Annotated in this window: 24 protein-coding genes, 1 tRNA gene and 3 pseudogenes; 12 read left to right on the top strand and 16 right to left on the bottom strand. The window is 63.5% G+C overall.

What is annotated here, in order from left to right; all coding sequences use genetic code 11:
- The first annotated feature begins 1 nt into the window (after position 1).
- Together AC0L39_RS00535 and AC0L39_RS00530 are read left to right on the top strand one after the other, a co-directional pair.
- Positions 2-1,405: a DEAD/DEAH box helicase gene (locus AC0L39_RS00535; RefSeq protein WP_473259857.1), complete on the top strand. Its 1,404-nt coding sequence runs from the start codon at positions 2-4 to the stop codon at positions 1,403-1,405.
- A 160-nt stretch (positions 1,406-1,565) separates the two neighbouring features.
- Entirely contained in the window at positions 1,566-1,682 is a 117-nt protein-coding gene (locus AC0L39_RS00530; RefSeq protein WP_473259855.1) for a DUF2188 domain-containing protein, read from the top strand.
- 275 nt (positions 1,683-1,957) lie between these two features.
- Here the strand turns inward: AC0L39_RS00530 and AC0L39_RS00525 are convergent.
- Positions 1,958-2,042 (bottom strand) — tRNA-Leu (locus tag AC0L39_RS00525).
- Positions 2,043-2,171: 129 nt separating this feature from the next.
- Positions 2,172-2,435 carry a hypothetical protein gene (locus AC0L39_RS00520; RefSeq protein WP_473262495.1) on the bottom strand — a complete coding sequence of 88 codons (264 nt, stop codon included), beginning with the start codon at positions 2,433-2,435 and terminating at the stop codon, positions 2,172-2,174.
- Here AC0L39_RS00520 and AC0L39_RS00515 point away from each other — a divergent pair.
- The 3 genes and pseudogenes from AC0L39_RS00515 to AC0L39_RS00505 all read left to right on the top strand — a co-directional run.
- Positions 2,325-2,915, top strand: a pseudogene (locus AC0L39_RS00515) (cation:proton antiporter domain-containing protein); the annotation flags it as partial. The gene AC0L39_RS00520 and the pseudogene AC0L39_RS00515 overlap by 111 nt on opposite strands.
- Before the next feature lie 73 nt (positions 2,916-2,988).
- Positions 2,989-3,273: pseudogene (locus AC0L39_RS00510) on the top strand (cation:proton antiporter domain-containing protein); the annotation flags it as partial.
- 118 nt (positions 3,274-3,391) lie between these two features.
- A complete protein-coding gene (locus AC0L39_RS00505; protein WP_473259854.1) occupies positions 3,392-3,874 on the top strand; it encodes an NAD-binding protein in 483 nt (160 codons plus the stop codon).
- A gap of 35 nt (positions 3,875-3,909) precedes the next feature.
- On the opposite strand, the gene AC0L39_RS00500 is transcribed toward AC0L39_RS00505, so the two are convergent.
- Together AC0L39_RS00500 and AC0L39_RS00495 are read right to left on the bottom strand one after the other, a co-directional pair.
- Positions 3,910-4,188: an integration host factor subunit beta gene (locus tag AC0L39_RS00500; protein ID WP_473259852.1), complete on the bottom strand. Its 279-nt coding sequence runs from the start codon at positions 4,186-4,188 to the stop codon at positions 3,910-3,912.
- 210 nt (positions 4,189-4,398) lie between these two features.
- Positions 4,399-4,737: a GntR family transcriptional regulator gene (locus AC0L39_RS00495; protein WP_473259850.1), complete on the bottom strand. Its 339-nt coding sequence runs from the start codon at positions 4,735-4,737 to the stop codon at positions 4,399-4,401.
- A 201-nt stretch (positions 4,738-4,938) separates the two neighbouring features.
- On the opposite strand from AC0L39_RS00495, the gene AC0L39_RS00490 reads away from it, so the two are divergent.
- From AC0L39_RS00490 to AC0L39_RS00475, 4 genes and pseudogenes are all read left to right on the top strand, one after another.
- Positions 4,939-6,558, top strand: coding sequence for a peptide MFS transporter (locus tag AC0L39_RS00490; protein WP_473259848.1), 1,620 nt, complete (start codon positions 4,939-4,941; stop codon positions 6,556-6,558).
- A gap of 40 nt (positions 6,559-6,598) precedes the next feature.
- Positions 6,599-7,981: an amidohydrolase gene (locus tag AC0L39_RS00485; RefSeq protein WP_473259845.1), complete on the top strand. Its 1,383-nt coding sequence runs from the start codon at positions 6,599-6,601 to the stop codon at positions 7,979-7,981.
- Positions 7,978-9,301, top strand: a pseudogene (locus AC0L39_RS00480) (amidohydrolase family protein). Before AC0L39_RS00485 ends, AC0L39_RS00480 begins: the two are co-directional and overlap by 4 nt.
- A 48-nt stretch (positions 9,302-9,349) precedes the next feature.
- Complete coding sequence (locus tag AC0L39_RS00475; RefSeq protein ID WP_473259843.1) at positions 9,350-10,024, top strand: NnrU family protein; 675 nt, start codon at positions 9,350-9,352, stop codon at positions 10,022-10,024.
- Positions 10,025-10,145: 121 nt separating this feature from the next.
- Here the strand turns inward: AC0L39_RS00475 and AC0L39_RS00470 are convergent, their stop codons facing one another.
- Together AC0L39_RS00470 and AC0L39_RS00465 are read right to left on the bottom strand one after the other, a co-directional pair.
- Positions 10,146-10,943 carry a crotonase/enoyl-CoA hydratase family protein gene (locus tag AC0L39_RS00470; RefSeq protein ID WP_473259841.1) on the bottom strand — a complete coding sequence of 266 codons (798 nt, stop codon included), beginning with the start codon at positions 10,941-10,943 and terminating at the stop codon, positions 10,146-10,148.
- 10 nt (positions 10,944-10,953) lie between these two features.
- A complete protein-coding gene (locus AC0L39_RS00465; protein ID WP_473259840.1) occupies positions 10,954-11,286 on the bottom strand; it encodes a winged helix-turn-helix transcriptional regulator in 333 nt (110 codons plus the stop codon).
- Positions 11,287-11,366: 80 nt separating this feature from the next.
- On the opposite strand from AC0L39_RS00465, the gene AC0L39_RS00460 reads away from it, so the two are divergent.
- Positions 11,367-11,825 (top strand): PaaI family thioesterase, encoded by a 459-nt coding sequence (locus AC0L39_RS00460; RefSeq protein WP_473259837.1) that lies wholly within the window; start codon positions 11,367-11,369, stop codon positions 11,823-11,825.
- A gap of 235 nt (positions 11,826-12,060) precedes the next feature.
- The gene (locus tag AC0L39_RS00455; RefSeq protein WP_473259836.1) at positions 12,061-13,212 is read left to right on the top strand and encodes an endonuclease/exonuclease/phosphatase family protein; all 1,152 of its coding nucleotides are present in this window, start codon (positions 12,061-12,063) and stop codon (positions 13,210-13,212) included.
- 3 nt (positions 13,213-13,215) lie between these two features.
- On the opposite strand, the gene AC0L39_RS00450 is transcribed toward AC0L39_RS00455, so the two are convergent.
- The 8 genes from AC0L39_RS00450 to rpe all read right to left on the bottom strand — a co-directional run bounded on the left by AC0L39_RS00450 (position 13,216) and on the right by rpe (position 22,242).
- Positions 13,216-14,250 (bottom strand): serine hydrolase domain-containing protein, encoded by a 1,035-nt coding sequence (locus AC0L39_RS00450; protein WP_473259835.1) that lies wholly within the window; start codon positions 14,248-14,250, stop codon positions 13,216-13,218.
- A 56-nt stretch (positions 14,251-14,306) separates the two neighbouring features.
- A complete protein-coding gene (gene dxs, locus AC0L39_RS00445) occupies positions 14,307-16,250 on the bottom strand; it encodes a 1-deoxy-D-xylulose-5-phosphate synthase (protein WP_473259833.1) in 1,944 nt (647 codons plus the stop codon).
- A gap of 142 nt (positions 16,251-16,392) precedes the next feature.
- On the bottom strand, positions 16,393-16,860 hold the full coding sequence (locus AC0L39_RS00440) for a Fur family transcriptional regulator (RefSeq protein WP_473259832.1): 468 nt from the start codon (positions 16,858-16,860) through the stop codon (positions 16,393-16,395).
- Positions 16,861-16,929: 69 nt separating this feature from the next.
- Complete coding sequence (gene msrA, locus AC0L39_RS00435) at positions 16,930-17,616, bottom strand: peptide-methionine (S)-S-oxide reductase MsrA (protein WP_473259830.1); 687 nt, start codon at positions 17,614-17,616, stop codon at positions 16,930-16,932.
- A gap of 20 nt (positions 17,617-17,636) precedes the next feature.
- On the bottom strand, positions 17,637-17,816 hold the full coding sequence (locus AC0L39_RS00430) for a hypothetical protein (RefSeq protein ID WP_473259828.1): 180 nt from the start codon (positions 17,814-17,816) through the stop codon (positions 17,637-17,639).
- Positions 17,817-18,032: 216 nt separating this feature from the next.
- On the bottom strand, positions 18,033-19,655 hold the full coding sequence (purH, locus tag AC0L39_RS00425) for a bifunctional phosphoribosylaminoimidazolecarboxamide formyltransferase/IMP cyclohydrolase (protein WP_473259827.1): 1,623 nt from the start codon (positions 19,653-19,655) through the stop codon (positions 18,033-18,035).
- Between the two features lie 20 nt (positions 19,656-19,675).
- Complete coding sequence (locus AC0L39_RS00420) at positions 19,676-21,583, bottom strand: heparinase II/III family protein (RefSeq protein ID WP_473259825.1); 1,908 nt, start codon at positions 21,581-21,583, stop codon at positions 19,676-19,678.
- Positions 21,580-22,242 carry a ribulose-phosphate 3-epimerase gene (rpe, locus tag AC0L39_RS00415; RefSeq protein WP_473259822.1) on the bottom strand — a complete coding sequence of 221 codons (663 nt, stop codon included), beginning with the start codon at positions 22,240-22,242 and terminating at the stop codon, positions 21,580-21,582. The genes AC0L39_RS00420 and rpe overlap by 4 nt, the downstream gene beginning before the upstream one ends.
- Before the next feature lie 232 nt (positions 22,243-22,474).
- Here rpe and AC0L39_RS00410 point away from each other — a divergent pair, with 232 nt between their 5' ends.
- A complete protein-coding gene (locus AC0L39_RS00410; RefSeq protein WP_473259819.1) occupies positions 22,475-22,993 on the top strand; it encodes a DUF2141 domain-containing protein in 519 nt (172 codons plus the stop codon).
- A 25-nt stretch (positions 22,994-23,018) separates the two neighbouring features.
- On the opposite strand, the gene AC0L39_RS00405 is transcribed toward AC0L39_RS00410, so the two are convergent.
- Positions 23,019-23,921: a hypothetical protein gene (locus tag AC0L39_RS00405; RefSeq protein ID WP_473259817.1), complete on the bottom strand. Its 903-nt coding sequence runs from the start codon at positions 23,919-23,921 to the stop codon at positions 23,019-23,021.
- Between the two features lie 25 nt (positions 23,922-23,946).
- Positions 23,947-24,984 carry a diacylglycerol/lipid kinase family protein gene (locus AC0L39_RS00400; RefSeq protein ID WP_473259815.1) on the bottom strand — a complete coding sequence of 346 codons (1,038 nt, stop codon included), beginning with the start codon at positions 24,982-24,984 and terminating at the stop codon, positions 23,947-23,949.
- Between the last annotated feature and the right edge of the window lie 39 nt (positions 24,985-25,023).

Below are 25,023 nucleotides of genomic sequence, written 5' to 3'. Positions count from 1 at the left end.
AGTGACTTTCGAGCTCCTTGAGCACCAGCACGAAGGCGTGGGCTTCCTGACGGGTCGGGACGCTGGCCTGCTCGCCTTCGAGCAGGGGCTCGGCAAAACGTTCGTCGCTATTGAGGCGTTTCGTACGTTGGTACGTGAGGGCCGCGCGGACCGCATGCTCGTGGTCTGCCCCAACTCGCTCAAGCGCAACTGGGTGGCCGAATTCGAGAAGTTCGCACCGGAGGTCTCAGTCGATGTAGCCGAAGGCACCCCTCGCTCGCGTAGGACGACATTCAGGGGGTCGCGCGCGCAAGTTATCGTAACCAGCTACGAAACGGCGCGCGCCGAGACCACAGCCCTCCTAGCCTTGGCGCAACGGCAGCGGACCATCCTCGTACTCGATGAGTCACACGCCGCGAAGAACTGGCACTCGCTCACCTCGACAGCGGCACGGACGATCGCGCCGTACTGCGAGTTCCGCTGGCTCCTCTCGGGAACGCCAGTGACTAACACTGCGACCGACATCTTCACGCAGGTGGAGATCATTGCTCCCTACCGCGGACTGCTTGGTTCCCTCGAGTCCTTCAAGGCCCGTCTCGACGCTGACCCTAACGCGACTTTCGCGAGAGACGTTATCGATAGGCTTGTCCTCCGTCGCACCAAGGAGGAGTGCCTCGATTTGCCAGATAAGTCCTTCACCGACGTAATCGTCGAGCTCCCAGCATGGCAGCGCCGGCTCTATGACGACATGCGGGACGAGATGATCTGCGAGATTGAGGGGATGAGCGGCGAGCAATACAGGGCCTTCGCGCCGACGGCGCTCGCGAAGCTCACCCGCCTCATCCAAATCGCGAGCAACCCTGCGCTTCTCTTTCCAGATCTCAGCAGCACGCCCGCCAAGTTCGATGCTCTCGACTGCCTCGTCACGGACATCCTCTCGGTGCCCGGCAGGAAGATCATCCTTTGGTCCAACTACATCCGCACGATTGAAATGCTCTTGGAGCGCTTCGAAAGGTCAGCGGCGATCTATGGGGCGACCCCGACCGCAGAACGTCAGGAGATTGCTGCTCGGTTTCAGGGCGATCCTACGCTCCGACTCCTCATCGCCAACCCTGCCGCAGCGGGAACCGGTTTCACGCTCACGGCAGCAAGCTACACAATCTACGAGTCCCTTTCCTGGCGCTATGACCACTTTGCGCAGAGTCAGGACCGCAACCATCGCATCGGCCAGACCGAGCCGGTCACCTACCTTCGCCTTATCGGCGCCGACACGATCGAGGAGGCGATCACGAGGTCGCTTGAGCGGAAGTCCGCCCTGGCCAGGAGCCTCTTGGGCGACAGCACCGTCGGCGACCCTGTCGCTCAGCTCACTCAAGACGAGTTTTGTCAATTGCTTCGCACCAATCGGCTGCCGGATGCGGAGTGAACTTGTGAGGGCAGCCATCCCTAACGCTGGAGAAAATTATGGGCAGCAATGATCGTTATGTCGTGAAGCACCCGAAAGGTTGGGCCGTGAAAGGCCCGAAGTCTGAGCGAGCGCGGTTGCACCGACGCAGCGCGAAGCTGAAGCGAGGGCCAAGCAGATTGTGGGCAATCTTGGAGGCGGTGAAGTTCGGATCCAGGGCACCAATGGTCGCTTCCGCGACTCCGACACCGTGGCACCTGGGAACGACCCTAACCCTCCCCGCGACACGAAGCACTGACGGGATACGAACTATGAAGAAGATACGGCCACCGCGTCCGCCTCGTCCGCCCAAACCCATCGACCGCATCGAAGGCATCCGGCCCATCAGGCCCATCGGCAAGAATCGCTGGGTCAAAGGCCATTGGCGCTATGACTACGGTCGGCGAGCGTGGGATTGGATCAGCGGTCATTGGGCGAAGTAGCGTCTGCACCCGTTGGGCCTAGTTCGGGCCTAGAAACGTAGAACGCCAGACCATCTCGGACCCTTGGGCCGAAAAAGTCTAACGTTTACAATGGTGCGGGTGGCGGGACTCGAACCCGCACGATCAAGGATCAGGGGATTTTAAGTCCCCGGCGTCTACCATTCCGCCACACCCGCAGCGCTCTTGCCTGAGCCTGCCAGCGCGATAGCCAGCCGCGTGTCCCTCGGCAACCGAGCATACCGGCCAGATCGCGTCCGGCTTGCAAGAAACCGCGCGATAGCCCATTTCCTACGAGCAACACCCATTCATCGACGCGGAGCACAATGGCAGGCGAGATTCACGACGCGCAGTCGGTGGTTGCGACCATCCAGCCGGCGATCACCCTGCTGGGCCTCGGCATTGGTGCGGCGCTGGTTTCGCGCGCGTGCCGCCTCAATCCGATTGTAGGCTATCTCGGGCTGGGCCTCGCCATATCGGCGCTTGGCTATGCCGACGGGTTCAGCGGACCTGTCGTCGCGGCGATGGCCGAGGCAGGGGTCATGTTCCTCCTGTTCAATCTCGGCCTGCATTTCTCGCTGGGACGCATCCGGGCAGAGGCGGCGAATATCTTCGGCTTCGGCAGCTTGCAGATGTTGGTCGCAGGCGGCTCGTTCGCGGCGCTGTTCTGGGCGTTCGGACTGCCGACCGAATTTGCGATCATCGGCGGATTTGCGATGGGGCTGTCATCAACCGCCGTGGTGATCGGACTGGTGCGCGAGCGTGATCAGGAGGACTGTCCGGTCGGGCGCGCTTCGCAATCGATCCTCATATTTCAGGACATCGCGGCGATCCTCCTGCTCGTCGCGGCAGGCGCGCTGGGCAGCGGCGGGTCGATAGCGCCCGCTCTCGGGATGGCGGGGCTGAAGGCGCTGGCGGCTTTCGGCGTCGCCGTCATCTTCGCAAAGTACCTCACCGGTCCCTTGTTCCGACTGATCTCGCGCGCGGGCAGCAGCGAGGTCTACACCGCCACGGCGCTTTTCATCGCGCTCGCAGCGGGCTGGGCGACGGGGATAGCGGGCCTGTCGCTGACGCTGGGCGCATTCCTCGGCGGGATGGCAGTGGCGGATCTCGCGCTACCGGATAATGGTCCAGACAGAGATCGATGCCTTTCGCGGGCTGTTCCTCAGCTTCTTCTTCATCTCGGTCGGGCTTGGTATCGACCCGGCCATTATCGCCGACAATTGGGTGACGGTCATCGGCGCGGCGATAGGTCTGATTGCCCTCAAATGCCTGTTCAACGTGCTTGCAGGGTTGGCCAATCGCTGGTCGGTGCCAGGATCGATCCAGCTCGGATTCCTGCTCGGGCAGGGCAGCGAGTTTGCGCTGGTGCTGTTCGCCATCCCCGCTGTCGCCGGTCTGGTCGAGAGCGAGTTCCTGGCGATCCTCGTCACCGCAATCGCGATCAGCATGGCGGTCACTCCGCTGGTTTCGAATATCGTACCGCAAGCTCGCGGGCAAGCTGCGCTCGGGTCCGTCGGACGAGAAGATGGACGGCGACAATGCGCCGGTGGTCGTCATCGGCCTCGGCCCGGTCGGACGCGCGGTGGCCGATGCGCTCAGCTTCAACCAGATCGAATACTTGGCCATCGAATCCGATCACATGCGCTTCGAAGAGGCGATTGCCGATGGCTACCACGCGCACCACGCCCATCCCGCCGATCCGCGCAGCTGGGACGCGATTGGCATGGAGCGGCGCGAAGTGCTGGTGGTCGCGACCGGGAATGTCGCCCTGACCCGCGACCTTACACCGCTGGTCGAGGAACGGCTTCCGGCGATCAGCAGGATCGTGGCGCTGCCCACAGCCGATCTGAAACGGGAATTCGAGGAGCTCGGCCTCATCCCCGTCGTAAGCGGCGGCGAAGAAGGAGCGGAGCGCGTTGTCGAAGAAGTGTTCTCGGCACTTGGCACCGAGCGCAAACGCCCGCCGCCCAGCCGCGCTCACGAGGAAGCCGCTCTCGAGGTTGCCTGACCGGCGAATGGCGCGCCATCTACGCGCCGAACGCCCTAATCGTTGAGGCGCTGGCGGATTTCCTTGCCCGCCTTGAAATACGGAACACGCTTGGACGGTACTTCCACCGCTTCTCCGGTGCGCGGATTGCGCCCCGTGCGCGCTTCACGCTCGCGGGTCGAAAAAGCCCCGAAGCCGCGCAGTTCCACGCGTCCGCCTTCGGCAAGACGCTGCGCAATTTCGTCGAAGAAGATGTCGAGAACCTGCTCGACCTCCTCGGCCCGCAGTTCCGGATTATCCTTGTGCAGCTCTTGCAGCAGTTCGGATCTGATCATGTCGATCTCCTGACACTACCGGCGTCGCAGGGCCGGCCTGTCACTGGCGGGTTTCCCCGCTTTTTCCCCAAATGCCCGGACCCGACGAGCAACTCCAAGCGCTATCAATGCCAGAGGGAAGCCGCCGCCGCAAGCAAGAGCCGCAAATTACTTAACCCGCGGTTCACCAAGAGGTTTGCTTTTCGAACAGCAACTTGAGCGATGCTGCGCTCAGTTGCACTCGGCCAATTCAGTGAGGTCGAGGCCGAGCCGCTTCATTCGGGCACGGATTTCCGGCCACTCCTCGCGCAGGAATTGCTCCTTCTCGCGCGCGCGCAGCTGTTCGGCTGCACCCTCGACGACATACATGCCGACGCCGCGCTGAACCTCGACCAGGCCATCGTTCTGGAATTGCTGATACGCCTTGGCGACGGTGAGCGGATTTGCACCCTGTTCGGCGGCGAGCGCCCGGACCGATGGCAGCATTTTGCCTTCGGGATATTCGCCCTGGATGATTGCCGCCGCGATCTGGTCGCGCAATTTCAGGTAGACGGGTCGGCTTTGGCTCATTGTTTTCCTCGCTCAGTGCATCAGTGCCATAATACAGCGAGGCGCGTCAAGGTTCCCGGCTTTCTGGCGCGCATTCAGGTTTCATCTGCAACAAATGCTTCACAGAGGCGAAACAGGCGCTAGTGTGCGCCGCCATGACCGGCCCGGGGAGAGGCCGATAACAAGAATACGGGGATCAATTTTCATGAAAGATTTCGCACTTTGGGCGGAAGCGGACTGGATCGCTGCCATCGCAGCGGTACCGTCCTCGGGTTGTTTCTCATTGGAGGAGCTTACGCGGTCACTCGCAAGGAGCCCGAATTTGGCGGCCATCCCAAGGGCCTCTATATGCTTTTCTTCGCCGAAATGTGGGAACGCTTCTCCTATTACGGCATGCGCGCGCTATTGATTTTCTATCTTACTCAGCACTGGCTGTTTAATGATGGCGCCTCAAACGTAATTTACGGTGCCTATATCAGTCTCGTCTACATCACGCCCGTTTTGGGAGGATGGCTCGCCGACAAATATATCGGCCAGAGAAAAGCGGTCCTGTTCGGCGCCATTCTATTGACCTTCGGGCACTTTCTCATGGCGTTTGAAGGTACGGGCGGCCAGAATGATCCGACGATCAATATTTTCTGGCTTGCACTTGCTTTCATCATTGTTGGATCAGGGTTTCTCAAAGCCAATATTTCGGTTCTGGTCGGGCAACTTTACCCGCGGACCGATGTTCGGCGGGACGGCGCATACACCATCTTCTACATGGGGATTAATGTCGGCGCCGCAGTCGGCGCCATCCTCGCTGGCTATCTGGGTTTCGTAAAAGGGTGGGAATACGGCTTTGGCGCGGCCGGACTCGGCATGCTATTAGGTCTCATCGTCTTCGTCGTCGGCAAACCACTGCTCATGGGCAAGGGAGAGCCGGCCACGCCCTTGGCGAAGAATACGGAAATGCTCGTTTACGGCGTCGGGATCGTCGGTGTGGCGGTGATGTGGGTCTTGATCCAGTACCAATCACTCGTGGGCGGGCTGATGTTGATTGCGGGCGCAATATTGCTCGGTTACGTTCTCTTCGAGGCGTTCAAGCTCGACAAGCACCCGCGCGAACGCATCTTTGCGGCCCTTTTCCTGATCGCATTGCAGCCTCTGTTCTGGGGCCTGTTCGAGCAAGGCGGCGGTTCACTTAATCTGTTCACGAATGAGTTTATCGACCTGCAGGGCGTTCCTGCTCCGATCTTCCAGTCGATCAATCCAATCTACATTATCCTGCTGGCTCCGATCTTCGCAGGCCTCTGGACCTGGCTCGGCAGAAAAGGTCTCGAGCCTTCAACCCCTGCGAAATTCGGGCTTGGACTGGTACAGCTTGGATTCGGTTTCCTGGTGCTCGTCTGGGGCGCAGCTACCGTCGGGATTGATGCGAAGATTCCGGTGATCTTCCTGTTCGGCATTTATCTCTTCCACACGACCGGCGAACTCTGTCTAAGCCCGGTCGGATTGTCTGCCATGAACCGGCTTTCGCCCAAGCATATGGCAAGTCTGATTATGGGAGCTTGGTTCTTTGCTACCGCTGGGGGCGGATTCGTCGCTGGCGTTATCGGCGCGGCCACTGGCGGCGAAGATGGTGCTATGACACGAGAGGCCGCTCTAGGTGTTTATTGGACCATTGGCCTCATAGCCATTGGTGTAGGAATCGCGGTCGTGCTGATTGCGCGGTTCGTGGCCAAATATATGCATCTCGACACACTCCAGGACGACAATGTCGGTGACGACTTGCTCGGCCAGAGTGAGGTTGGAGAGCCGCAGGCTGCCGGCATTCACCCGGCAACCCGCCAAGGCGACTGAACTGACAACCGTATTAGGAGTAAATGTGAGAACCAAAGCCTTGATTGCCGTAGCGAGCGCGGTTGCGCTGGCGGGATGCGCGACGACGGGAACGGCGGGAAGCGCCAGCGGCGACAGCAATGGCGACGATGAACCGCGTTTCGCTGCGAAGACCGAGGCCGAAGGGCCGTTCCCCTCGACCTACTCGCCCTATCCCGGCGCTGCGACAGCGCTGGTCGGCGCGACCGTTTTCGATGGCGCAGGAGGCCGGATAGATGGCGGCACCGTGCTATTCAGCGAAGGCAAGGTCGTCGCGGTTGGCGGCAGCGATCTGTCCACCGATGGATACCAGCTGATCGACGGCACCGGCAAATTCGTGACGCCGGGCATCATCGACATCCACTCGCACCTTGGCGATTATCCTTCGCCTTCGGTGCAGGCGCATAGCGACGGGAACGAAGCAACCTCGCCGACCACGCCCGATGTCTGGGCCGAACATTCGGTCTGGCCGCAGGACCCCGGCTTCAGCCGCGCGCTCGCCAATGGCGGGGTTACGGCGCTGCAGATCCTGCCGGGCTCGGCCAACCTCATGGGTGGGCGCTCTGTCACGCTGAAGAACGTGCCTAGCCGCACGGTGCAGGGCATGAAGTTTCCCGGCGCACCCTACGGGTTCAAGATGGCCTGCGGCGAAAACCCCAAGCGCGTTTATGGCGGGCGCGGGCGCAAGCCTTCGACCCGGATGGGCAATTTCGCGGTGAACCGGCAGACATGGTACGACGCGATCAACTACGCCAACGATGACGAGGCCAAGCGCGACCTCGGCAAGGAAACGCTCAGGGGCGTTCTCGAAGGCGAAATCCTCGTCCACAACCATTGTTATCGCGCCGACGAAATGGCGCTGGTGATGGATATGGCCAAGGAGGTCGGATACAAGGTCAGCGCTTTCCACCACGCGGTCGAAAGCTACAAGATCGGCGACCTGCTGCGCGAAAACGACGTGTGCAGCGCGATCTGGGCCGACTGGTACGGCTTCAAGATGGAAGCCTATGACGGGATCATGGAGAACGCCGCACTGCTCCAGCAGGCAGGAGCGTGCGTCGTGATCCACTCGGACAGCCAGAACGATATTCAGCGCCTCAACCAGGAAGCCGCCAAGGCTCAGGCCGCGGGCGAGCGCATGGGAATCGATATCTCCGATGCGACCACGATCGGCTGGATCACGCTTAACGCTGCCAAGGCAATGGGCATCGATGACATGACCGGCAGCCTCGAGGAAGGCAAGATGGCGGACGTGGTGCTGTGGAACGGTGATCCGCTCTCGGTCTATTCGCGGCCCGAAAAGGTCTGGGTCGATGGCGCGCTGCTTTACGACGCGATGGATCCCAAGCGGCGTCCGGTGAGCGATTTCGAGCTCGGCCAGCCGGGTGAAGGAGATGTGAAATGAAGCGGCTCCTGAAAACATCCGCCCTAGGCGCCGCAAGCGCGCTGGCTATGCTCGCCGCACCTGCCGCTGCGCAGGATATCGCGATCACCAACGCGACAGTTGTGATCGGCGACGGAAGCGATCCGGTCGAAGGTGCGACAGTTGTTGTGAGCGGCGGTAAGGTCGTGGCGGTTGGCCGTGAAGTTCGCCCGGACCCCGCAATTCCAACCCTTGATGCAGACGGCGCTTGGGTGACGCCCGGCCTGTTCGCGACGCTGACGACGCTCGGCCTCGTCGATGTCGGAGCGGTGCGGGAGTCCAACGATACCCGGGCCAGCGGAGCGCCATTCAGCGCTGCGCTCGACGTGGCTCCGATCGTCAATCCAAACGCACAGAACATCATGATCCACCGCGCCGCCGGGATCACCCGCGCTGCGACCACGATGATGCCGGTACGGTTCGATCTTCGGAGGCCAGGGCGCAATCATCGACCTCGACAGTGACGCGAATCCGATCGTCAGGCCGCGCGCCTTCCAGATGGCGGCGATGGGCGAAGGCGGAGCGCGTCTCGCAGGCGGCAGCCGGGCCGCGGCCTACGTGCTGTTCCGTGCCGCCTTGCGCGAGGCACAGGCGCTCACAGGAAGCCGCGGTACACCGCAGACCACCGAAATCGTCAAGGACGACGAGGTGATGCTCGGCCGTTTCGATGCCGAAGCCTTGAAGCAAGTCGTCAGCGGCTCGCAGAAGCTTTACATCGCGGTCGAGCGCGCCGTCGACATTCGCAGCGTACTCGTGCTCAAGGACGAATTCCCGCGGCTCGATATGGTGCTGGTCGGCGTCAGCGAGGGCTGGCTGGTGGCGAACGAGATCGCCGCCGCCGGGGTGCCGGTGATCGCCGACGCGCTCGATGCGCTGCCGACCGGCTTCGACCAGCTTGCCTCCACCCAGAGCAATATCGGGCGGATGAAGCAGGCCGGGGTCATGGTTGCTCTGAATGCGGCCAGCATGGAGAACCCGCGGCGGCTCGCCCAGCAGGCGGGCAACCTTGTCGGGCTTGCCAAGGTGCCGGGTGCGACCGGGCTCAGCTGGGGCGAAGCCTTCGCCTCGATCAGCTCAATCCCCGCCCAGATCAGCGGCATGGGCGGGCAGGCCGGTGTGCTGTCGCAGGGCGCGCTGGGGGATGTGGTGATCTGGGACGGCGATCCGCTCGAGGTGACCTCGGTCCCGACCAGGGTCTTCATCGGCGGCGTCGAACAACCGCTCGGCAACCATCAGAGCCGCTTGCGCGACCGCTACCGCGATCTCGACGAAAGCGACCTGCCCAAGGCTTACGACTGGTAAAGCGGCCTCGCTTCGGGTTACCATCCGCCTGTCTTTCGGGAGGGCGGAATGGACGGAGCACTGCTAAACCTGATCGCTGCGAATGCGGCATTCGTCGGCTCGCACTTTGCCATGTCGCATCCGCTGCGCACGCCGATGGTCAAGCTGTTTGGCGAGATCGGCTTCCAGCTGGTCTATACCCTAGTCAGCTTTGCGGCGCTGGCATGGGTGTATTTCGCGTTCAAGGCCGCGCCGCCTGCCGACCTGCCGGGGAGCGGCGATATCGGCTGGGCCATCGCGACCGCGCTCACCCTGCCCGCGATGGTCCTGCTGGCGGGATCGCTGCTCGGCAATCCGGCGCTGCCAACGCCGCAGGCTCAGGCTCAGGCGCTTGCCGAACCCAAAGGCGTATTCACCGTGACCCGCCATCCCATGATGTGGGGCTTTGCGCTTTGGGCGCTGTCGCACATCGTCATCCATTACAGCCTGCGCACCACCATCACGGCGGCGGCGATGGGCGCGCTGGCGCTGGTCGGAGCGCGCTTGCAGGACCGCAAGAAAGAGCGGCTGATGGGCGATGCGTGGAGCCAGTGGGAAAGCAGGACCAGCTACTGGCCGCGCTGGGGCGCGATTGTCGGCGCGGGGGCCTTCCCGTGGGCGGCGGGCCTCATCATCTTCGTGTTCTTCAGCTGGCTGCACCTGCCGCTCGGTGGCATCAGCGCAGGGATCTGGCGCTGGTTCTGAGGCCTTCCATGAGACACATGAGACAGTGTCCAGGGGCCTAAAACCTCGTGGGGCGAACGGGAGGATCGGCATTGTCAAAGAACGCCCGTCCGATACCCCGCCAGGCGGACTGTAGGAAAGCCTATTCGCCCCTGAATTCGGCCTCGCGCTTTTCGATCAAGGCAGCGACACCTTCGGCATGGTCGCCGGTCGTGTGCATCATCGCCTGCGTGTTCGCCGCCATCTCCAGCGCGGTGTCGTAGTTCACCTGCGCGCCTTGGCGCAGCAGCATCTTCGACTGGCGCAGCGAATGCGGCGGCATTTTCGCGATCCTTCCCGCCAGCGCCAGCGCCTCGTCCATCAGCGCATCATGCCCTGTCACGCGACTGACGAGGCCCCAGTCCTGCGCCGTATGCGCATCGATCACATCTCCGGTGTAGAACAATTCGGATGCCCGGCTCATCCCGATGACGCGCGGCAATATCCACGTGCCGCCGTCGCCGGGAATGATCCCGAGCTTGAGGAAGGTCACGCCAAATTTCGCCCTGTCGCTGGCGATCCGGATATCGGCGAGGCGCGCGACATCGCAGCCGAGCCCGATCGCCGGGCCATTGACCGCGGCGATCACCGGCACGCGCAGGCTGTAAAGCGCGCGCAGCATCAGGTGGATGTTGTCGCGGTAGCCGTCCGAGATTGCGGGGGTCGATCCGCCGAACGTGCCGCTGCGGTCGCGCATTGCCTTGATATCGCCGCCCGCGCTGAAGGCGCGTCCAGCTCCTGTGAGGATCACGCAGCGCACATTCATGTCGCGGTTGATGGCATCGCAGGCGGCGCGAAACTCGTCCCCGTCACCGGGCGCGCCGAGCGGGTTCATGCTGTCTGCCCGGTCAATGGTCAGCGTGGTAACGGGGCCGTCTTGGGTGATGTCGAGGAGGGTCATGCGCGCGACGCTAGCCCTGCGCGGCAGCTTCGCCAAGCAGCCATTTGTCCCCCCATTCGCGCATGATTGCCAGCATCGGGGCCAGCTCGCGGCCCGCCTCGGTCAAACGGTATTCGGCGCGCCTGCCCTCGGGCGGATCGCGTTCGAGAATGCCGTGATCGACCAGCGCCGCGAGCCGCGATGTCAGCGCAGCACGGTTGATCCCCGTATTGGGCGGGAATTCCTCGAACCGCGTCGCACCAAGGAACGCCTCGCGCAGAATCAGGATGACCCAGCGGTCGCCAAGGATGCGCGAGGCGCGGCCAACCGGGCAGGGCGAGCGAGAGGGCTTGAAACGGTCCATGCGTCTGGATTTTAGACTTGACGCAGCATTGCGCAAGCGCGATCAAGTAAGTCTCGTTTCAAGACTTATGGAGAATGCCCATGCCCCGCCCCGGTTTCAACAATGAAGAGCAGGTCCTCGATTACATGAAGCGCGTTGCCGTCGGGCGGTCGGGCTTCAGCAATTTCCTGCAGCTCGAACCGGTGCGCTGCTGGGAAGGCGAGGCGGAGATCGAGATGGAGGTGCGGCCCGAAATGACGCAGCATCACGGCTTTGCCCACGGCGCCATCGTAGGCCTGATGGCCGACAATGCTTGCGCGTGGGCGGCGAGCAGCGCCGTGGGCGATGTCGTGACTGGGAGCTACACGATCAACTTTCTCGCGCCTGCTAGAGGCGAGCGGCTGCGCTCCAGAGGCAGCGTGGTGAAGGCGGGCAAACGGCAGGTCGTGGTGCGCGCGGAGGTGTGGTCGCAAAGCGCCGGGACCGATGAGGTGCTGGTAGCGGTTGCGCAGGCGACGATCGTGCCAACCGGGATCGCCACCTCGAAAGAGACGCCATAGGAATTGCCCAGCAAAGGCATCAGCGGGCTATGCCGCCGGACCTTTCCCGGCAATAACGGCAATCAGGCGATTGTAATTGTGGCGGAAGGGCTGGTTTCCAGACCGAAAACCCATTAGCGGCCCAAGCATGAGACGAAATGAGCTGGATCGCACTTCGGGCAATGGTTTGAAAACAGCTGGGATTTGGCTGCTCCGCCTGATTGCGGCTTTGCTCATTGTCGGGTCGGTGTTGAGCATGACCGACCTCAACCAGTGGTGGATACGCATCTGGGATTTTCCAAGGGCGCAGATTCTAGTCCTCATGATCCTGATCTGTATCGGTCTGTGGGTATTCGACCGCAGATGGCGGCCCTGGCTCCCGCTTGTCCTGGCGGGTTTGGCCGTCTGGCAAGTCTACCGCATTTTTCCCTACACGCCGCTCGCTTCCAGCGAGGTCGCGCAGACATTGCCCGAGGAGGAATACGGCGATGGCTGCTTTACGCTGCTGACCCTCAACGTGCTGCAATCCAACCGCGATTATCAGCGCACAGCCGATCTGATCCGCCGCATCGATCCCGATATTCTCCTGCTGACCGAGACAGACGCGGCATGGGCCGAAGCGATGACGCCGATCATGGCGGACTATACCGGCCGGAAACAGCGTCTGCTGGACAACACCTACGGGATCATGTTTGCGACGCGTCTGCCGATGAGCGATGCGACCATTCAGGATCTCGCGCAGGAAGTTACCCCGTCCGTCTTCGCAAATCTGACTGCGGGCAAGCGGCAGTTCCGTCTGATCGGCCTGCATCCGCGCCCTCCGACCGTGAACCAGGACACCGAGGAGCGCGATGCGGAGATCATCGTGGCTGCGAACCACGCGAGCAGGATTGATATGCCGGTTCTTGCAGTGGGCGACTTCAACGATGTCGCCTGGTCCGACACCACCAGATTGTTCAAGAAGATCGGCAGCTTCCTCGATCCGCGCATCGGGCGCGGGACGTATGCCACGTTCCCGTCCGATATGACGTGGCTGGGTTGGCCGCTGGATCACCTGTTCGTGACGGAGGAGTTCCTGTTGCGCGACATGCGCGTCGGTGCGCCGGTAGGGTCCGATCACCGGTACCGGTCATCGCCGAATTGTGTCTCGATCCCGATCCGGCAAGGCAGCGCAACGAGGCCGCCGAAGGCGCAGATGCGGAAGTCAGGGAAGAAGCCTCGGAAGTCATGCAGGACTTTAAGGAGGATGAAGCCGAAGACCGGATCGAGGGTGAAGAGGGGTAACCGGCAGGTCGTGGTGCGCGCCGAAGTGTGGTCGCAAAGCGCGGGGACTGATGAGGTGCTCGTTGCGGTTGCGCCGACCGGGCTTACGGTGTCGAAGAGACTGCTTAGGCTTCCGGCGCACTGAAACCTATTCCGGCGCCCTATCGTCCAGCAGCAAGGGCAGCGCGCCGCGCTCGATGATATCACGCGAGATCTGGTGCATTCCGGGCTTGTTGTAATTGGCGGCGACGACAGTCACGACCGCGTCGAGTTCTTCGAAGATCACCACTGTATTCCCGCCATTGCCGAGCATGTACCAGCCGGGGGTCGCAAATTCGCCGTGACGATAGGCCCGCAGCCACCACAGGTAACCGTAGTCGTCGCTGTCGGTGGCTCGGACATGGGGGGTAAGCATTTCGTCGATCCAGTCGGCCCGCACCACCTGCCGGCCGTCATGCGCACCATCATCCAGCACAAGCCTGCCGATACGAACAAGGTCGCGCGGGCGCATCTCGATCTGGCCGCCAGCCTGCACTTCACCGGCGCGTGAGCGCTTCCATTTGACGTCTGAAATGCCGATCGGATCGAACAGATTGCGCTGAACAAACGCATCGAACGGCTCTCCCGCTTGCAGCCCGATATAGCGTCCGGTCAGGAACACACCCGCCGTGCAATAGGAGAACCGCCCAAAACCATTGCGGTCGCGCGAGTAATCCGGGTTCAGCGGGATGGCGAGGGCATGGGGGGTCCATTCGCGCTTGGGATACATCTTGTCTTCGTGTCCGGGCGACTTCTCGTCCCAGTCATTGCAATCGAGCGGCGAGGACATCGTGACAAGGTCGCGCAAGGAGATGCCGCTCAAATCACTCGATGCGCCAAGAGCAGGCAGCGGTGCTTCGTCCAGCGATGCAATATGCCCGGCGGCGATGGCCTGTCCGAGCGCGAGTGCGGTGATGGACTTGCCTGCGGAGCGGATATCGTGGCGATCTTCGGCTGTCGCTCCGCTAAAATAGCGCTCGTAAAGGACCTTGCCGCCCTGCTCGACGATGACTGCCTTTACATCGCCAGCCCGGCCTTCCTCGATGACGCTCGCGACCCGTTCCATAGGGGCGTCTGCAAGTGCAGGGGCCGAGAACAGGGAAAGGGCAATAAGGGCGGCGATTGCGCGGGACATAGAGTGCATGATGCGGAGGATATACACCCGATCATTGCTAGCCGATGACCGAACGCGGTTGCGGATTAAGCCCGCGCTTCTTCTTCCGCTACCCCTGCCGAATTGTGCTTCAGCGCCTTGAGCACGCAATCGACGATTTGCGGCGCGTTAAGGCCTGCTTCGTCATATTGCTTGTCGGGCGCGTCCTGATCGATGAACGTATCGGGCAGGCGCAGGGTGCGGACCTTTAGTCCCCCGTTCCCGCTATCGGCGTCGGTCAGACCTTCGTCCGAGGCGTAAGTCAGCACATGCGCGCCGAGGCCGCCTATTGCGCCCTCTTCGACCGTCACGACAACTTCGTGCGTGCGCATCAGTTTCGCGATCAGGTCTTCGTCGAGCGGCTTGGCAAAGCGCATGTCGGCAACCGTGGTCGAAAGCCCCTTGGCCTCGAGCGTGTCGGCGGCCTTCTTGGCCTCTTCCAGGCGCGCGCCGAGTGACAGGATTGCGACCTTGGTGCCTTCCTTGACGAGGCGGCCCTTGCCGATCTCGAGCTTTTCGAGCGTGTCGGGGATCGCAACGCCGGTGCCGCTGCCACGCGGGTAGCGGAAGGCGATCGGCCCCTCGTCATATTCTGCCGCCGTGTAGGTCATGTGTGCCAGCTCCGCCTCGTCGGCGGCGGCCATCACCACCATGTTCGGCAGGGTGGCAAGATAGGTGATGTCGAACGAGCCTGCATGGGTGCAGCCATCGGCGCCTACCAGCCCGGCACGGTCGATGGCAAAGCGCACCGGCAGGTTCTGGATCGCGACATCATGAACCACTTGGTCGTAAGCGCGCTGGAGGAAGGTCGAATAGATCGCAGCGAAGGGACGCATGCCCTGTGCAGCGAGGCCGGCGGCGAACGTTACGCCGTGCTGTTCGGCAATACCGACATCGAAGCTGCGCTCTGGATGCGCCTGCGCGAAGCGGTCCACGCCCGTGCCCGAGGGCATGGCGGCGGTAATCGCGCAGATGCGGCTGTCGGTTTCGGCCAGCTTCGCCAGCGTGTCGCCAAACACGTTCTGGTAAGCGGGCGGCCCCGCAGCGCCCTTTTTCTTTTCGCCGGTGACGACGTTGAATTTGGGGACGCCGTGATATTTGTCGGCGCTTTCCTCGGCGTATTTGTAGCCCTTGCCCTTGGTCGTGACGACATGGATCAGGACCGGCCCTTCGGAGGTGTCGCGGACATTCTCAAGCACCGGGATGAGGTGGTCGAGATTGTGGCCGTCGATTGGGCCGACATAATAAAAGCCAAGCTCCTCGAACAGCGTCCCGCCGGTCACCATCCCGCGGGTGTATTCCTCCGCCTTGCCGACCATTTCGTGCATCCGGCGGCTCATTTTCTTGACCGCTTTCGACGCGAGGCTGCGCAGGCCGAGATATTCGCTCGAGGATACCATCCGCGCGAGATAGGCCGACAGCCCGCCCACCGGCGGCGCAATCGACATGTCGTTGTCGTTGAGGATCACGACGAGCCGGTTGCCTGCCTGCGCGGCGTTGTTCATCGCTTCATAGGCCATGCCCGCGCTCATCGCGCCGTCGCCGATCACCGCGATGCCGCGTCCGGGCTTGTCATTCAGCTTGTTCGCCATCGCAAAGCCGAGCGCGGCCGAGATCGAGGTCGAGGAGTGCGCCGCGCCGAACGGATCATATTCGCTTTCGCTACGCTTGGTGAAGCCCGACAGTCCGCCGCCCTGGCGCAGCGTCCGGATGCGGTCGCGGCGCCCGGTCAGGATCTTGTGCGGATAGCATTGGTGGCCCACGTCCCAGACCAGCTTGTCGTCGGGCGTGTTGAATACGTAATGGATCGCCACCGTCAGCTCGACCACGCCCAACCCCGATCCGAGGTGTCCGCCAGATGTGCTGACCGCATCGATCATTTCCGTGCGCAGTTCATCTGCGAGCTGGCGCAGCTGGTCGGGTTCGAGATTGCGGAGCTCGTCAGGTGTCGGAACCGTGTCAAGCAGCGGAGTCTGGGGCTTCGAAGTCATAGGGATTCGCTCTACACTCTCGAAACGAAACTGTCGATGAACGCTTTACCGCTCATACGGAACGTTTCGTCTCTATATCGTCAATCGTGACCGGCCATGCTTGCGTCAAGTGCACCTGACAGCGCGGGCTGGCCGCCTCTGTTCACGCGCATGCACGGCACAGGCCGCGAATCTCCAGCACCGGGCGCTCGGGCTTGAACCCGCGCGCCGTCGCTAGGCTGCGGACCGTGCGGCTCACATCCTCGTCATCGATATGCGTGGCCTCGCCGCATTCGTCGCAGACGAGGAAGATGCAATCGTGCTCGCAGCCCGGATGGGTGTTGGCGAGATAGGCGTTGGAGCTTTCGACCCTGAGCGCGAGGTTGTTGGCCACGAACAGGTCGAGGATGCGGTAGACGCTGTTGGGCGCGACACGCTTGCCTCGCGCGGCGGAAAGATTGTCGGCAATGTCATAGGCGGAGACCGGGCGTTCGTGCGTCGCAAGCTCGGTAAAGACCGTCTCGCGCATACCGGTCCATTGCTCGCCCGACCCGGTGAGCGCGGCGCGCGCCGCCTGGATCAGGGTTTCTCCGGAATGTTCTTCGTGTGCGTGCGCGTGTGTCTGTGCCATGCGCGCAGATATAGGCGCTCATGAGGCCCTCGCCAAGCGCGGGCGCTGGATCAGCGCGCGGAAAGAACGTCAGGCGTCGTCGCGCAGGAAGCTGGGCCGGAAATCGGCGGGGAACATGGCTTTCAGCGCGCGCACCTTGGGCGCATCCCAGCGCACGATGTATCCGTGGCGCGGGTTCTTCGCCATGAAGTCCTGGTGATAGGGCTCCGCCGCGTAGAATTTGCGGTGCTTTTCGATGCGCGTCACGATCGGTCGGCTCCACACGCCGGAACCGTCCATCTGCGCAAGATAGGCCTTCGCCACCGCGCGCTGTTCGGCGTTCACCGGCACGAGGGCGCTGCGATAATGCGCGCCGACATCGGGGCCCTGGCGGTTCTTGAGCGTGGGATCGGCGACGACCGAGAAGAATATCTGCAGCATCTCGTCATAACGCACGACATAGGGGTCGTATGTAATCATGACCGCTTCGGCGCGCTGCGTGCCGCCCGAGACGATGCGATTGTAACTCGCGGTCCCCGCCGATCCGCCGTGGAAACCGGAGACGGCCGATTTCACGCCTTTGACATGGCTGAACACGCCCTCGACGCCCCAGAAACAGCCGCCGGCAAAGATCGCGGTTTTCAGGCCAGAGCCTTCTTTGGCGATGCGCTTGGGCGCAGGCGCATTGACCGGCTCCTCGAGCGCGAGCGCGGGCGAGGAACAGGCGCTGAGGCCGAGCGATGCGGCGGCAAGAGCGAGCGCGAGGCTGCCTTTCATGCCCACCTTCATGCGCGGCTTCACTCTTCGAGCATCCAGAAATCATCGGAAGGCTGCGGCGCTTCGAACGACTGCGCAGCCTGTGCGGGCGGCGCAATCAGGTCGCTGATCTGATCGAATGAGGCAGCGCCAACCATGAGCGCTCCGGCGGCGAAGCCAATGGCGAAATTGCGGTAAAGGTCAGGGGTGAAGAGGGTCATTATTGGTCTCTGTTCGTGTGCTTTTTTGAGTTCACGGCCACCGAATGCTCCGCGCAAAATTGCGCGAAAGTGAACGGAATGCTCGTGAGACAATTCGTTACATTTGCGTGATTGGTTACAAGTTACGGATGCGAAACTTGCACGACGCTTAAGCGCTCGATGGAACGTGTATCGAGAGCGCTGAGTTGATTGTTTGTGGGCCCTCAGGCGCCAAAATCAGTGTCTGAAATGCCGCATCCCGGTGAAGACCATTGCGAGGCCCGCGTCATCGACCGCCGCGATCACTTCTTCGTCGCGGATCGAACCGCCCGGCTGAATCACCGCCGTTGCGCCTGCTTCGGCGGCAGAGATCAACCCGTCGGCGAAGGGAAAGAATGCATCCGAGGCGACCGCGCTGCCGACCGTACGCGGCTGCGCCCATTCATAGGTCTCTGCAGCTTCCTTTGCCTTGATCGCGGCGATACGCGCGGAATCGCGGCGATTCATCTGGCCCGCGCCGATCCCGGCGGTCGAGCCGTCCTTGGCGTAGACGATGGCGTTGGATTTGACGTGGCGCGCGACGGTCCATGCGAACAGGCAGTCCTTGAGTTCCTGCTCGCTCGGCTCTCGCTTGGTGACGACCTTGAGGTCTTGCCGCGTCACTGCGCCATTGTCGCGGCCCTGGATCAGCATCCCGCCCGCAATCGACTTCATCGCAAACCCGCCGCGGCGCGGATCGGGCAGGCCGCCGGTTTCGAGCAGGCGCAGGTTCTTCTTTCTGGCGAAGATCTCGCGCGCCTCGGCGCTGACTTTCGGAGCGATCACAACCTCGGTGAAGATGCTCGCAATCGCCTCCGCCGTCGCGCCGTCGAGCTCGGTGTTGACCGCGACGATGCCGCCGAACGCCGACACGCTGTCGCATTGCAGCGCGTCGTTCCACGCATCGAGCAGCGAGCCGCTCTGCGCGACGCCGCAAGGATTGGCGTGCTTGACGATCACCACAGCCGGGTCCTGCCCGGCGAACTCCGCCGCCAGCTCCAGCGCGGCATCGGCATCGTTCAGATTGTTGTAGCTGAGCGCCTTGCCCTGCAATTGCTCGGCCTGCGGAACGCCTGAAGTGCCTGCCACTTGCGGCACGTAGATGGCGGCCGACTGGTGCGGATTCTCGCCGTAGCGCAGCTCGTCCGCGCGCTTGAAGGCAAGCGGCATCGTGTCGGTGAACGGGGTTGCGTGGAGCGCCTCTGCGCCCAGCGGATTGGTGAACGCATCGCCAAAGGCGAACCAGTTGGCGATGGCGGCATCATAGGCGGCGGTGCGGGCATAGGCCTTGCCCGCCATGCGGATGCGGAACGCGTCTGACGTCGCGCCGTCATTCGCGTCCAGCTCGGACAGCAATTCGTCATAATCCGCCGCATCGGTCATGATCGTGACGAAGCCGTGGTTCTTTGCAGCAGAACGCACCATGCTCGGCCCGCCAATGTCGATATTCTCGATGATCTCCTCGCGCGATGCACCCTTCGCCACGGTCGCTTCGAAGGGGTAGAGATTGACCACGACAAGGTCGATTGCGCCGATGCCGTGTTCGGTCATCGCGGCGACGTGATCGTCATTGTCGCGCAGCGCGAGCAGGCCGCCGTGGACTGCCGGATGCAGGGTCTTTACCCGCCCGTCCATCATCTCGGGAAAGCCGGTTAGGTCCGACACATCGCGCACCTCCAGCCCCGCCTCGCGCAGGGTCCGCGCCGTGCCGCCGGTGCTGACCAGTTCCACACCGCGCGCGGCCAGCGCCTTGCCCAGATCCGCAAGACCGCTCTTGTCGGACACCGATAGCAGCGCCCGTTTTATCGTCGTCGAAGCCAAGTGTTATTCCTCTTGGGGCTCTACCCCATTTTCTTGAGCAGCCAGGAGAATTGTCCCCCGCCGCGCGATGTCAGACCTTCAATCACCAATTGTTCGGTGGCGCGCGGACGGCCATCGCCGTCGACCCACAGGCTGTCCTCGCAGCGCAGCGCCAGTTCAGGCGCGCCTGCGCCATCGCCGCGCAGCCGGAACTGCCACAGCCCGCCGCCCGGCAGCAGCAGGCTCGCCCCGCGCTCGTCCTCGGACAGGTGCGCCTCGACCCCGCGCCCGAGATGGAACCGGATCGCAAGGCCGATCTTGCCGCGCTTGCCCTTGCGCGAAACCGGCAGGAGGATGTCTTCGCCCGCCAGCTCGCTGCCATCGCCGCGCAGCGTGAGCACGCGGGCGTGGGTCAGGCCAAAGCGCGCGGCATAGCCATCATGGCTGGCCTCGACCCGGACCGCCTCGCCGCCATTCTTGCGCAGCACCTGCGGCTCGACCTCGACATTCTCGGCCCCCTTGCCAAGCTTGCCGTGGAGAAGGACTGCGGTGGAATTGGCATTGTCGAGCACCAGCGTCGAATGCGCCGCGCTCGCGCGCAGCCCCTGCCCAATGCGCGCCGGAACCTGTCCGCCTGCCAGCGCCGCTCCGCCGCAATTGACGATCAGGCGCGATGGCCCGTCCGACATTTCGAACGCCAGCGTCGATGCGCATCCGGTGCGGGCATGGCGCGCACGCGGAGGCGGCGCAGCATCGAATTGCACCACGGTCTTGCCGCCGCGCAGTCGGTGAAAGCCCCAATGCTGCACATCCTTTAGCGGGCGTGTGCGCACGCCGGTCGCCTCGATCAGAGCAGCAACCCGGTCAGCACGCACCGCGCCCTGACCCTGCCAATTGCCAAGCGCTCCGTCGCCGTGGCGCAGCGAAAGCAGCGGCGGGACCAGAAGCTCGCGCATGACGATGAGCGCCTCGGGCGGTTCGTGCCCGGCGGCGTCATAGCAGGCGAGCAGGTCGGTCAGCACGGCGATGGCCTGCATCTGCGCTTCTGGGCAACGCGACAGCACGCCGCCATCCTCGCCCACCAGATCGCCAAGCGCACGGATCAGCGCGGCCTCTCCGTAAAGCCGCCGCGGCTTGCCTTCGGGCAGCAGCAATCCGGCGGCGGTGACAGCGGCGAGCCCGGCGATCTGGCCGAGCCCCGCCCCATCGCGCGGAGCCTTGCGGTCAAGCCACGCCGCGGTCTCGCCAAGTGCAGCGAGCAGCTTGGGCTTGAGCGCACCGTCCTGTCCCGACAGGACCAGCGGCGCATGAACCAGCCAGGCCATAAGGCGCAGACCGGCATACTCGACCTCCCACGCTGAACCTTTGGCAGGCTCGGGATTGGCAGCGAGCCATAGCGAGGTGATCCGCTCGGCCACTGTTACGCAGTCGGCGCGCGGCGCGCTCGCCGCAAGATCGTAGAGCCATGAGAAACTGTGCAGCGCCCGCTCGATACCGGGACTGAGCCGCGCCGAGCCGTCGAAATCGAGCTGCGCGATCGGCAGTTTGACCCCGTGGACGAGGAAGTGCCCCGCCCGCAAAGCCGTCCCCGCCATGCGGTCGCCTGTCACAGGGCTTTCGACCGTGGCCAGCACCCGCAGGGGTGTCGGGCGGCGGAACGGTGCGGCGAGCGCGTGTCCCGGCACGCCCATCTTGTACGCCATCCGGATCAGCGCTTCGCCGGGCCGGGCGCGCGGTGCAATGACGTCTGTCAGCGCAAGCGCGCGGGACGTCTCGAGATTGTCGTTGGCAAGCGGCTCGTCCTCGCCTTCGGCACGCAGCGGGTCATCGCTATTCGCAAGCGCCTCCGCCCCCAGATCCAGCGCGCCCTGCTCCAGCGCATGCTCGGTCGCACCGAAATCCGCCTCTGCCTGCCCCCCATCGGTCTCGCGAAACAGGCTGGCCATCATGTTTCCCCTTTGAGAGCGGCGATATTGGCGGCGTAGCGTTCCGGCCCGCCCTTGAACGTGGCCGACCCGGCGACCAGCACGTCAGCGCCGGCCTCGATGCACTGCTTCGCCGTGTCCGGATTGACCCCGCCATCGACCTCGAGATGAATCTCGCGTCCCTCTGCCTCGATCATGGCGCGGATGCGGCGCACCTTGTCGAGCTGCGAGGGGATGAAGCTCTGCCCGCCAAAACCGGGATTGACGCTCATCACCAGGACGAGGTCGACGAGGTCCATGAGATTGTCCAGCACCTCCACCGGCGTGCCGGGATTGAGCACAACGCCCGCTTTCTTGCCGAGCGAGCGGATCGCCTGCAGCGTGCGGTGTATGTGGGGACCTGCTTCGGGGTGGACGGTGATGATGTCCGCGCCCGCCTCGGCAAAGGCCTCCAGATACGGATCGACCGGCGCGATCATCAGGTGCACGTCGAACGGTTTGTCGGTGTGCGGGCGCAGCGCCTTTACCACCGCCGGACCGATCGTGATGTTGGGGACGTAATGCCCGTCCATCACATCGACGTGGATCCAGTCGGCCCCGACCGCATCCACGGCGCGCACTTCCTCGCCGAGCCGGGCAAAGTCGGCTGACAGGATCGAGGGAGAGATCAAAGGTGCTGGCATGACGGGTCGCGCGCCCTCCTTGGGCCCGACCGCATTACAGCAGCGGCGAATCGCCTCACAAGCGCGGGCCGACCCCTTTTCCACCGCGCACCGCTGGATTTACGGGCAATTCAGCTAGAATTCAGCGCAATTCCGGCAAACCGGCGTCATACCGGCGGAATTCGGACCGCGACCTTGCTACCTGAGGGCTGATACACTGGCCCGCTCAAAGACATTAATTGGACAGACCGAGATGAAAGCTTTTGCGACAGGACTTGCCGCGATGACGCTGTTTGCAGCGGGCGGCTCGATGGTCAGTGCTCCGCTTGCGGCACAGGCGACCAGCACCGGCGATTACCGCAACAAGATTCCCAACAACATGCGCGCCTGCGCTCCCGGCGCCGGTCCTGCCGTGCGCGTGACCGTGAATGGCGTGAAAAGCGCGTCGGGCAAGGTGCGCGTTCAGGTCTATCAGGGCACAAAGGCCGACTGGCTGGAAAAAGGCCGCTGGCTGAACCGGATCGAGATGCCCGCACGCAAAGGGCGCATGACGTTTTGCGCGCCCGTGCCGGCGGACGGCGCCTATGCGATTGCCGCGCGCCATGACGTCAACGGCAACGGGTCGACCGAAATCCGCGAGGACGGCGGCGCGATGTCGAACAACCCCTCGATCAACATCTTCAACCTCGGCAAACCGAGCGTGAGCAAGACCCGCTTCAACGTGGGATCGGGCGTCAGCTCGATCGAGATCACCATGAAGTATTTCGGCTAACCGGAAAGCTTGCTTCGCGCCGCCCTCAAGGCCGACCACGCCCGCGCTTGTGCCGCCATAGCGAGAGCAGCACGCCGGGCGCGGCGAGGATCGGGTATTTCTCGCGGAACGGCGTGATCTCGACTGGCATCCCGGTGTGCCGCTCGATCTTCCACGCAGCGTAGCGCGAGGCCCCTTCGAACGTGGTGCTGGCCTTTAGCAGCCGCACGAAATTGAGCGGCTTGCCGAGCCGCTGGCGGCGCTTCCACCACGCGAGAATTTTGTCCCGCCGCGCGTGCCGGATATCAAGGCTAAGCCGATCGCCGTCCTGCCTAAATTCGATCCCGTCCGCCTCCAGCGCGAGCGGGAGAAGTCCCGCGAAATGCTCGGCATTCACGTTCAGGATATCATTTTCGCGCCCCGGCTTCTCAACCCGGAATTCCGCCTTGTAGGTCGCGCGAAACAGCGCCCGCCAGTAGTCCTTGGCGTGCCCTCTGTCAGGGCCGAGCGCCGCCGCCAGCCGCGCCGCCGTTCGCGCTGCGGCAGACAGGGCAACGATCACCTGCGCCTTCGCCGCCTCGTCCGCCTGCCACACCAGCGCCGATGGCTGAACGAACCGTGCCCAGATCGTCGTATCGCGAAGCTCTCCCGCTGCCGCCTTGGCAAAGGTCGCCAGCGTCATTGTCGCCACCTTGGCTCGCAAGGTCGTTCCGTCATGCTCGCGCTCGTGATAGCTCACCACGGGCCAGATCGCAGGCTCGTCCTCGCCTGCGCGCAGCACGTAAAAATCGAGCACGCCGTCAAGCGATCCGGTCCGCAGGTTCGACCCGTAGAACAGCACCGCGCGGGCATCGGCGCGCTCGGCAAGAGTGCGTGCGAAATCGGCCACCGCCGGATCGACCGGCGCGGCGAGCCTCTGGGCCAGTCTTTGTTGGAGCGCGTCTGTCACGCCAGCGATGTCCTTCGCTCGCCGCTCAGGGCGCGACGAATTGCAGCTCCGGCCCTTGGCCGATGCGGTATTCCCCGGCGGGGAAGGCTTCACCGTCAAGAATGAACGGGTCGCCGATTTCGAGCGTGAATTCGGGTGCACTCAGCTGGTGGATGCCGCGTTCGCGCAGATTGCTGACCTCCCGGCCGGTAATGGCAATCGGGAGCAGCGCAGCGGTCCGGCGCGATATCTGATCGAGCGCGACCAGTTTCAGCCCCGATTTGAGCTTTCCGAACGGATGCGTCCCGGCAGGCAGGCGTTCCAGCGTGGAGGCGAACAGCAGCTGGCGGTACTCGGGATCGCCGCGTCCGCTATGCGCCATTGGCGTGCGCGCTGCGCCCAGCTCGATCTTCATGCGCGAGCCCTTGCGCCATGGATTTTCTGCGCCCGCAAACAGCGCCTGCGCGATGGTCCATGCGGTCGTGACGCCAACGGCAAGGCTGTTGAACGCGCCCAGCCGGTGTGCGCTCTGCCCGGCCTGCGTCGCCTTGGTGAAAGAGCCTGCGCCAAGGATAAAGCCCAGCACCTTCGAGGCAGACGGCCCGCCCAGCGTGTTGATCTCGATCGGCCTGCGGCGCACCCGCGAGCCGCTGTCGAGCGCGTCGATCGCGTCTTGCAGCGTCCAGTCGGACGGCACGCCCAGATCGACGGTCAGCGCGTTGGTCTTGCCCTTGGGCAGCACCGCAATGGCGGGCCAGTCATCGCCAAAGATCGGCGCGCCGCAGGTCAGCACATCGCGCACCGTCCCGTCGCCGCCATTGATGACGAGCAGCTCGATCCCGCGCTCGGCCAGCTCGCTCAGGGCAAGCGGAAGCTGCGAGCGGTCACCCGGCTTGGCGATGTGGACATGAGGCGATACGCCGCAATCGAAATCCGCGCCCTGATTGCCGTGGCTGCGCGGATTGTAGATCACCCCGACGCAAGGAGCCTCTCCCGCGGCCCGCGCACGGCGCGGCGCTGTCCCGGCCTGGTGGCCAGCGGACGCGCTGTGCATTTGCGCAAATTCGTAGATCGGAGTTGCCATTTTTATCCTTAACGCTCCGGTAAGCGGCGCTCCTCTGCC

The organism is Erythrobacter sp. K21-9, from assembly GCF_055808355.1.
The sequence above is the reverse complement of the archived record's forward strand: the minus strand, read 5'-3'. Positions and strand labels throughout refer to the sequence as shown.

Coding starts and splice junctions, on each gene's coding strand:
- AC0L39_RS00520 (WP_473262495.1), bottom strand. CDS start 2,435: ATGCAGGCCGAGATTGAACAGGAGGAACATGACCCCTGCCTCGGCCAT.
- AC0L39_RS00505 (WP_473259854.1), top strand. CDS start 3,392: ATGGACGGCGACAATGCGCCGGTGGTCGTCATCGGCCTCGGCCCGGTC.
- AC0L39_RS00500 (WP_473259852.1), bottom strand. CDS start 4,188: ATGATCAGATCCGAACTGCTGCAAGAGCTGCACAAGGATAATCCGGAA.
- AC0L39_RS00495 (WP_473259850.1), bottom strand. CDS start 4,737: ATGAGCCAAAGCCGACCCGTCTACCTGAAATTGCGCGACCAGATCGCG.
- AC0L39_RS00475 (WP_473259843.1), top strand. CDS start 9,350: ATGGACGGAGCACTGCTAAACCTGATCGCTGCGAATGCGGCATTCGTC.
- AC0L39_RS00470 (WP_473259841.1), bottom strand. CDS start 10,943: ATGACCCTCCTCGACATCACCCAAGACGGCCCCGTTACCACGCTGACC.
- AC0L39_RS00465 (WP_473259840.1), bottom strand. CDS start 11,286: ATGGACCGTTTCAAGCCCTCTCGCTCGCCCTGCCCGGTTGGCCGCGCC.
- AC0L39_RS00460 (WP_473259837.1), top strand. CDS start 11,367: ATGCCCCGCCCCGGTTTCAACAATGAAGAGCAGGTCCTCGATTACATG.
- AC0L39_RS00455 (WP_473259836.1), top strand. CDS start 12,061: ATGACCGACCTCAACCAGTGGTGGATACGCATCTGGGATTTTCCAAGG.
- AC0L39_RS00450 (WP_473259835.1), bottom strand. CDS start 14,250: ATGCACTCTATGTCCCGCGCAATCGCCGCCCTTATTGCCCTTTCCCTG.
- dxs (WP_473259833.1), bottom strand. CDS start 16,250: ATGACTTCGAAGCCCCAGACTCCGCTGCTTGACACGGTTCCGACACCT.
- AC0L39_RS00440 (WP_473259832.1), bottom strand. CDS start 16,860: ATGGCACAGACACACGCGCACGCACACGAAGAACATTCCGGAGAAACC.
- msrA (WP_473259830.1), bottom strand. CDS start 17,616: ATGAAAGGCAGCCTCGCGCTCGCTCTTGCCGCCGCATCGCTCGGCCTC.
- AC0L39_RS00430 (WP_473259828.1), bottom strand. CDS start 17,816: ATGACCCTCTTCACCCCTGACCTTTACCGCAATTTCGCCATTGGCTTC.
- AC0L39_RS00420 (WP_473259825.1), bottom strand. CDS start 21,583: ATGATGGCCAGCCTGTTTCGCGAGACCGATGGGGGGCAGGCAGAGGCG.
- rpe (WP_473259822.1), bottom strand. CDS start 22,242: ATGCCAGCACCTTTGATCTCTCCCTCGATCCTGTCAGCCGACTTTGCC.
- AC0L39_RS00410 (WP_473259819.1), top strand. CDS start 22,475: ATGAAAGCTTTTGCGACAGGACTTGCCGCGATGACGCTGTTTGCAGCG.
- AC0L39_RS00400 (WP_473259815.1), bottom strand. CDS start 24,984: ATGGCAACTCCGATCTACGAATTTGCGCAAATGCACAGCGCGTCCGCT.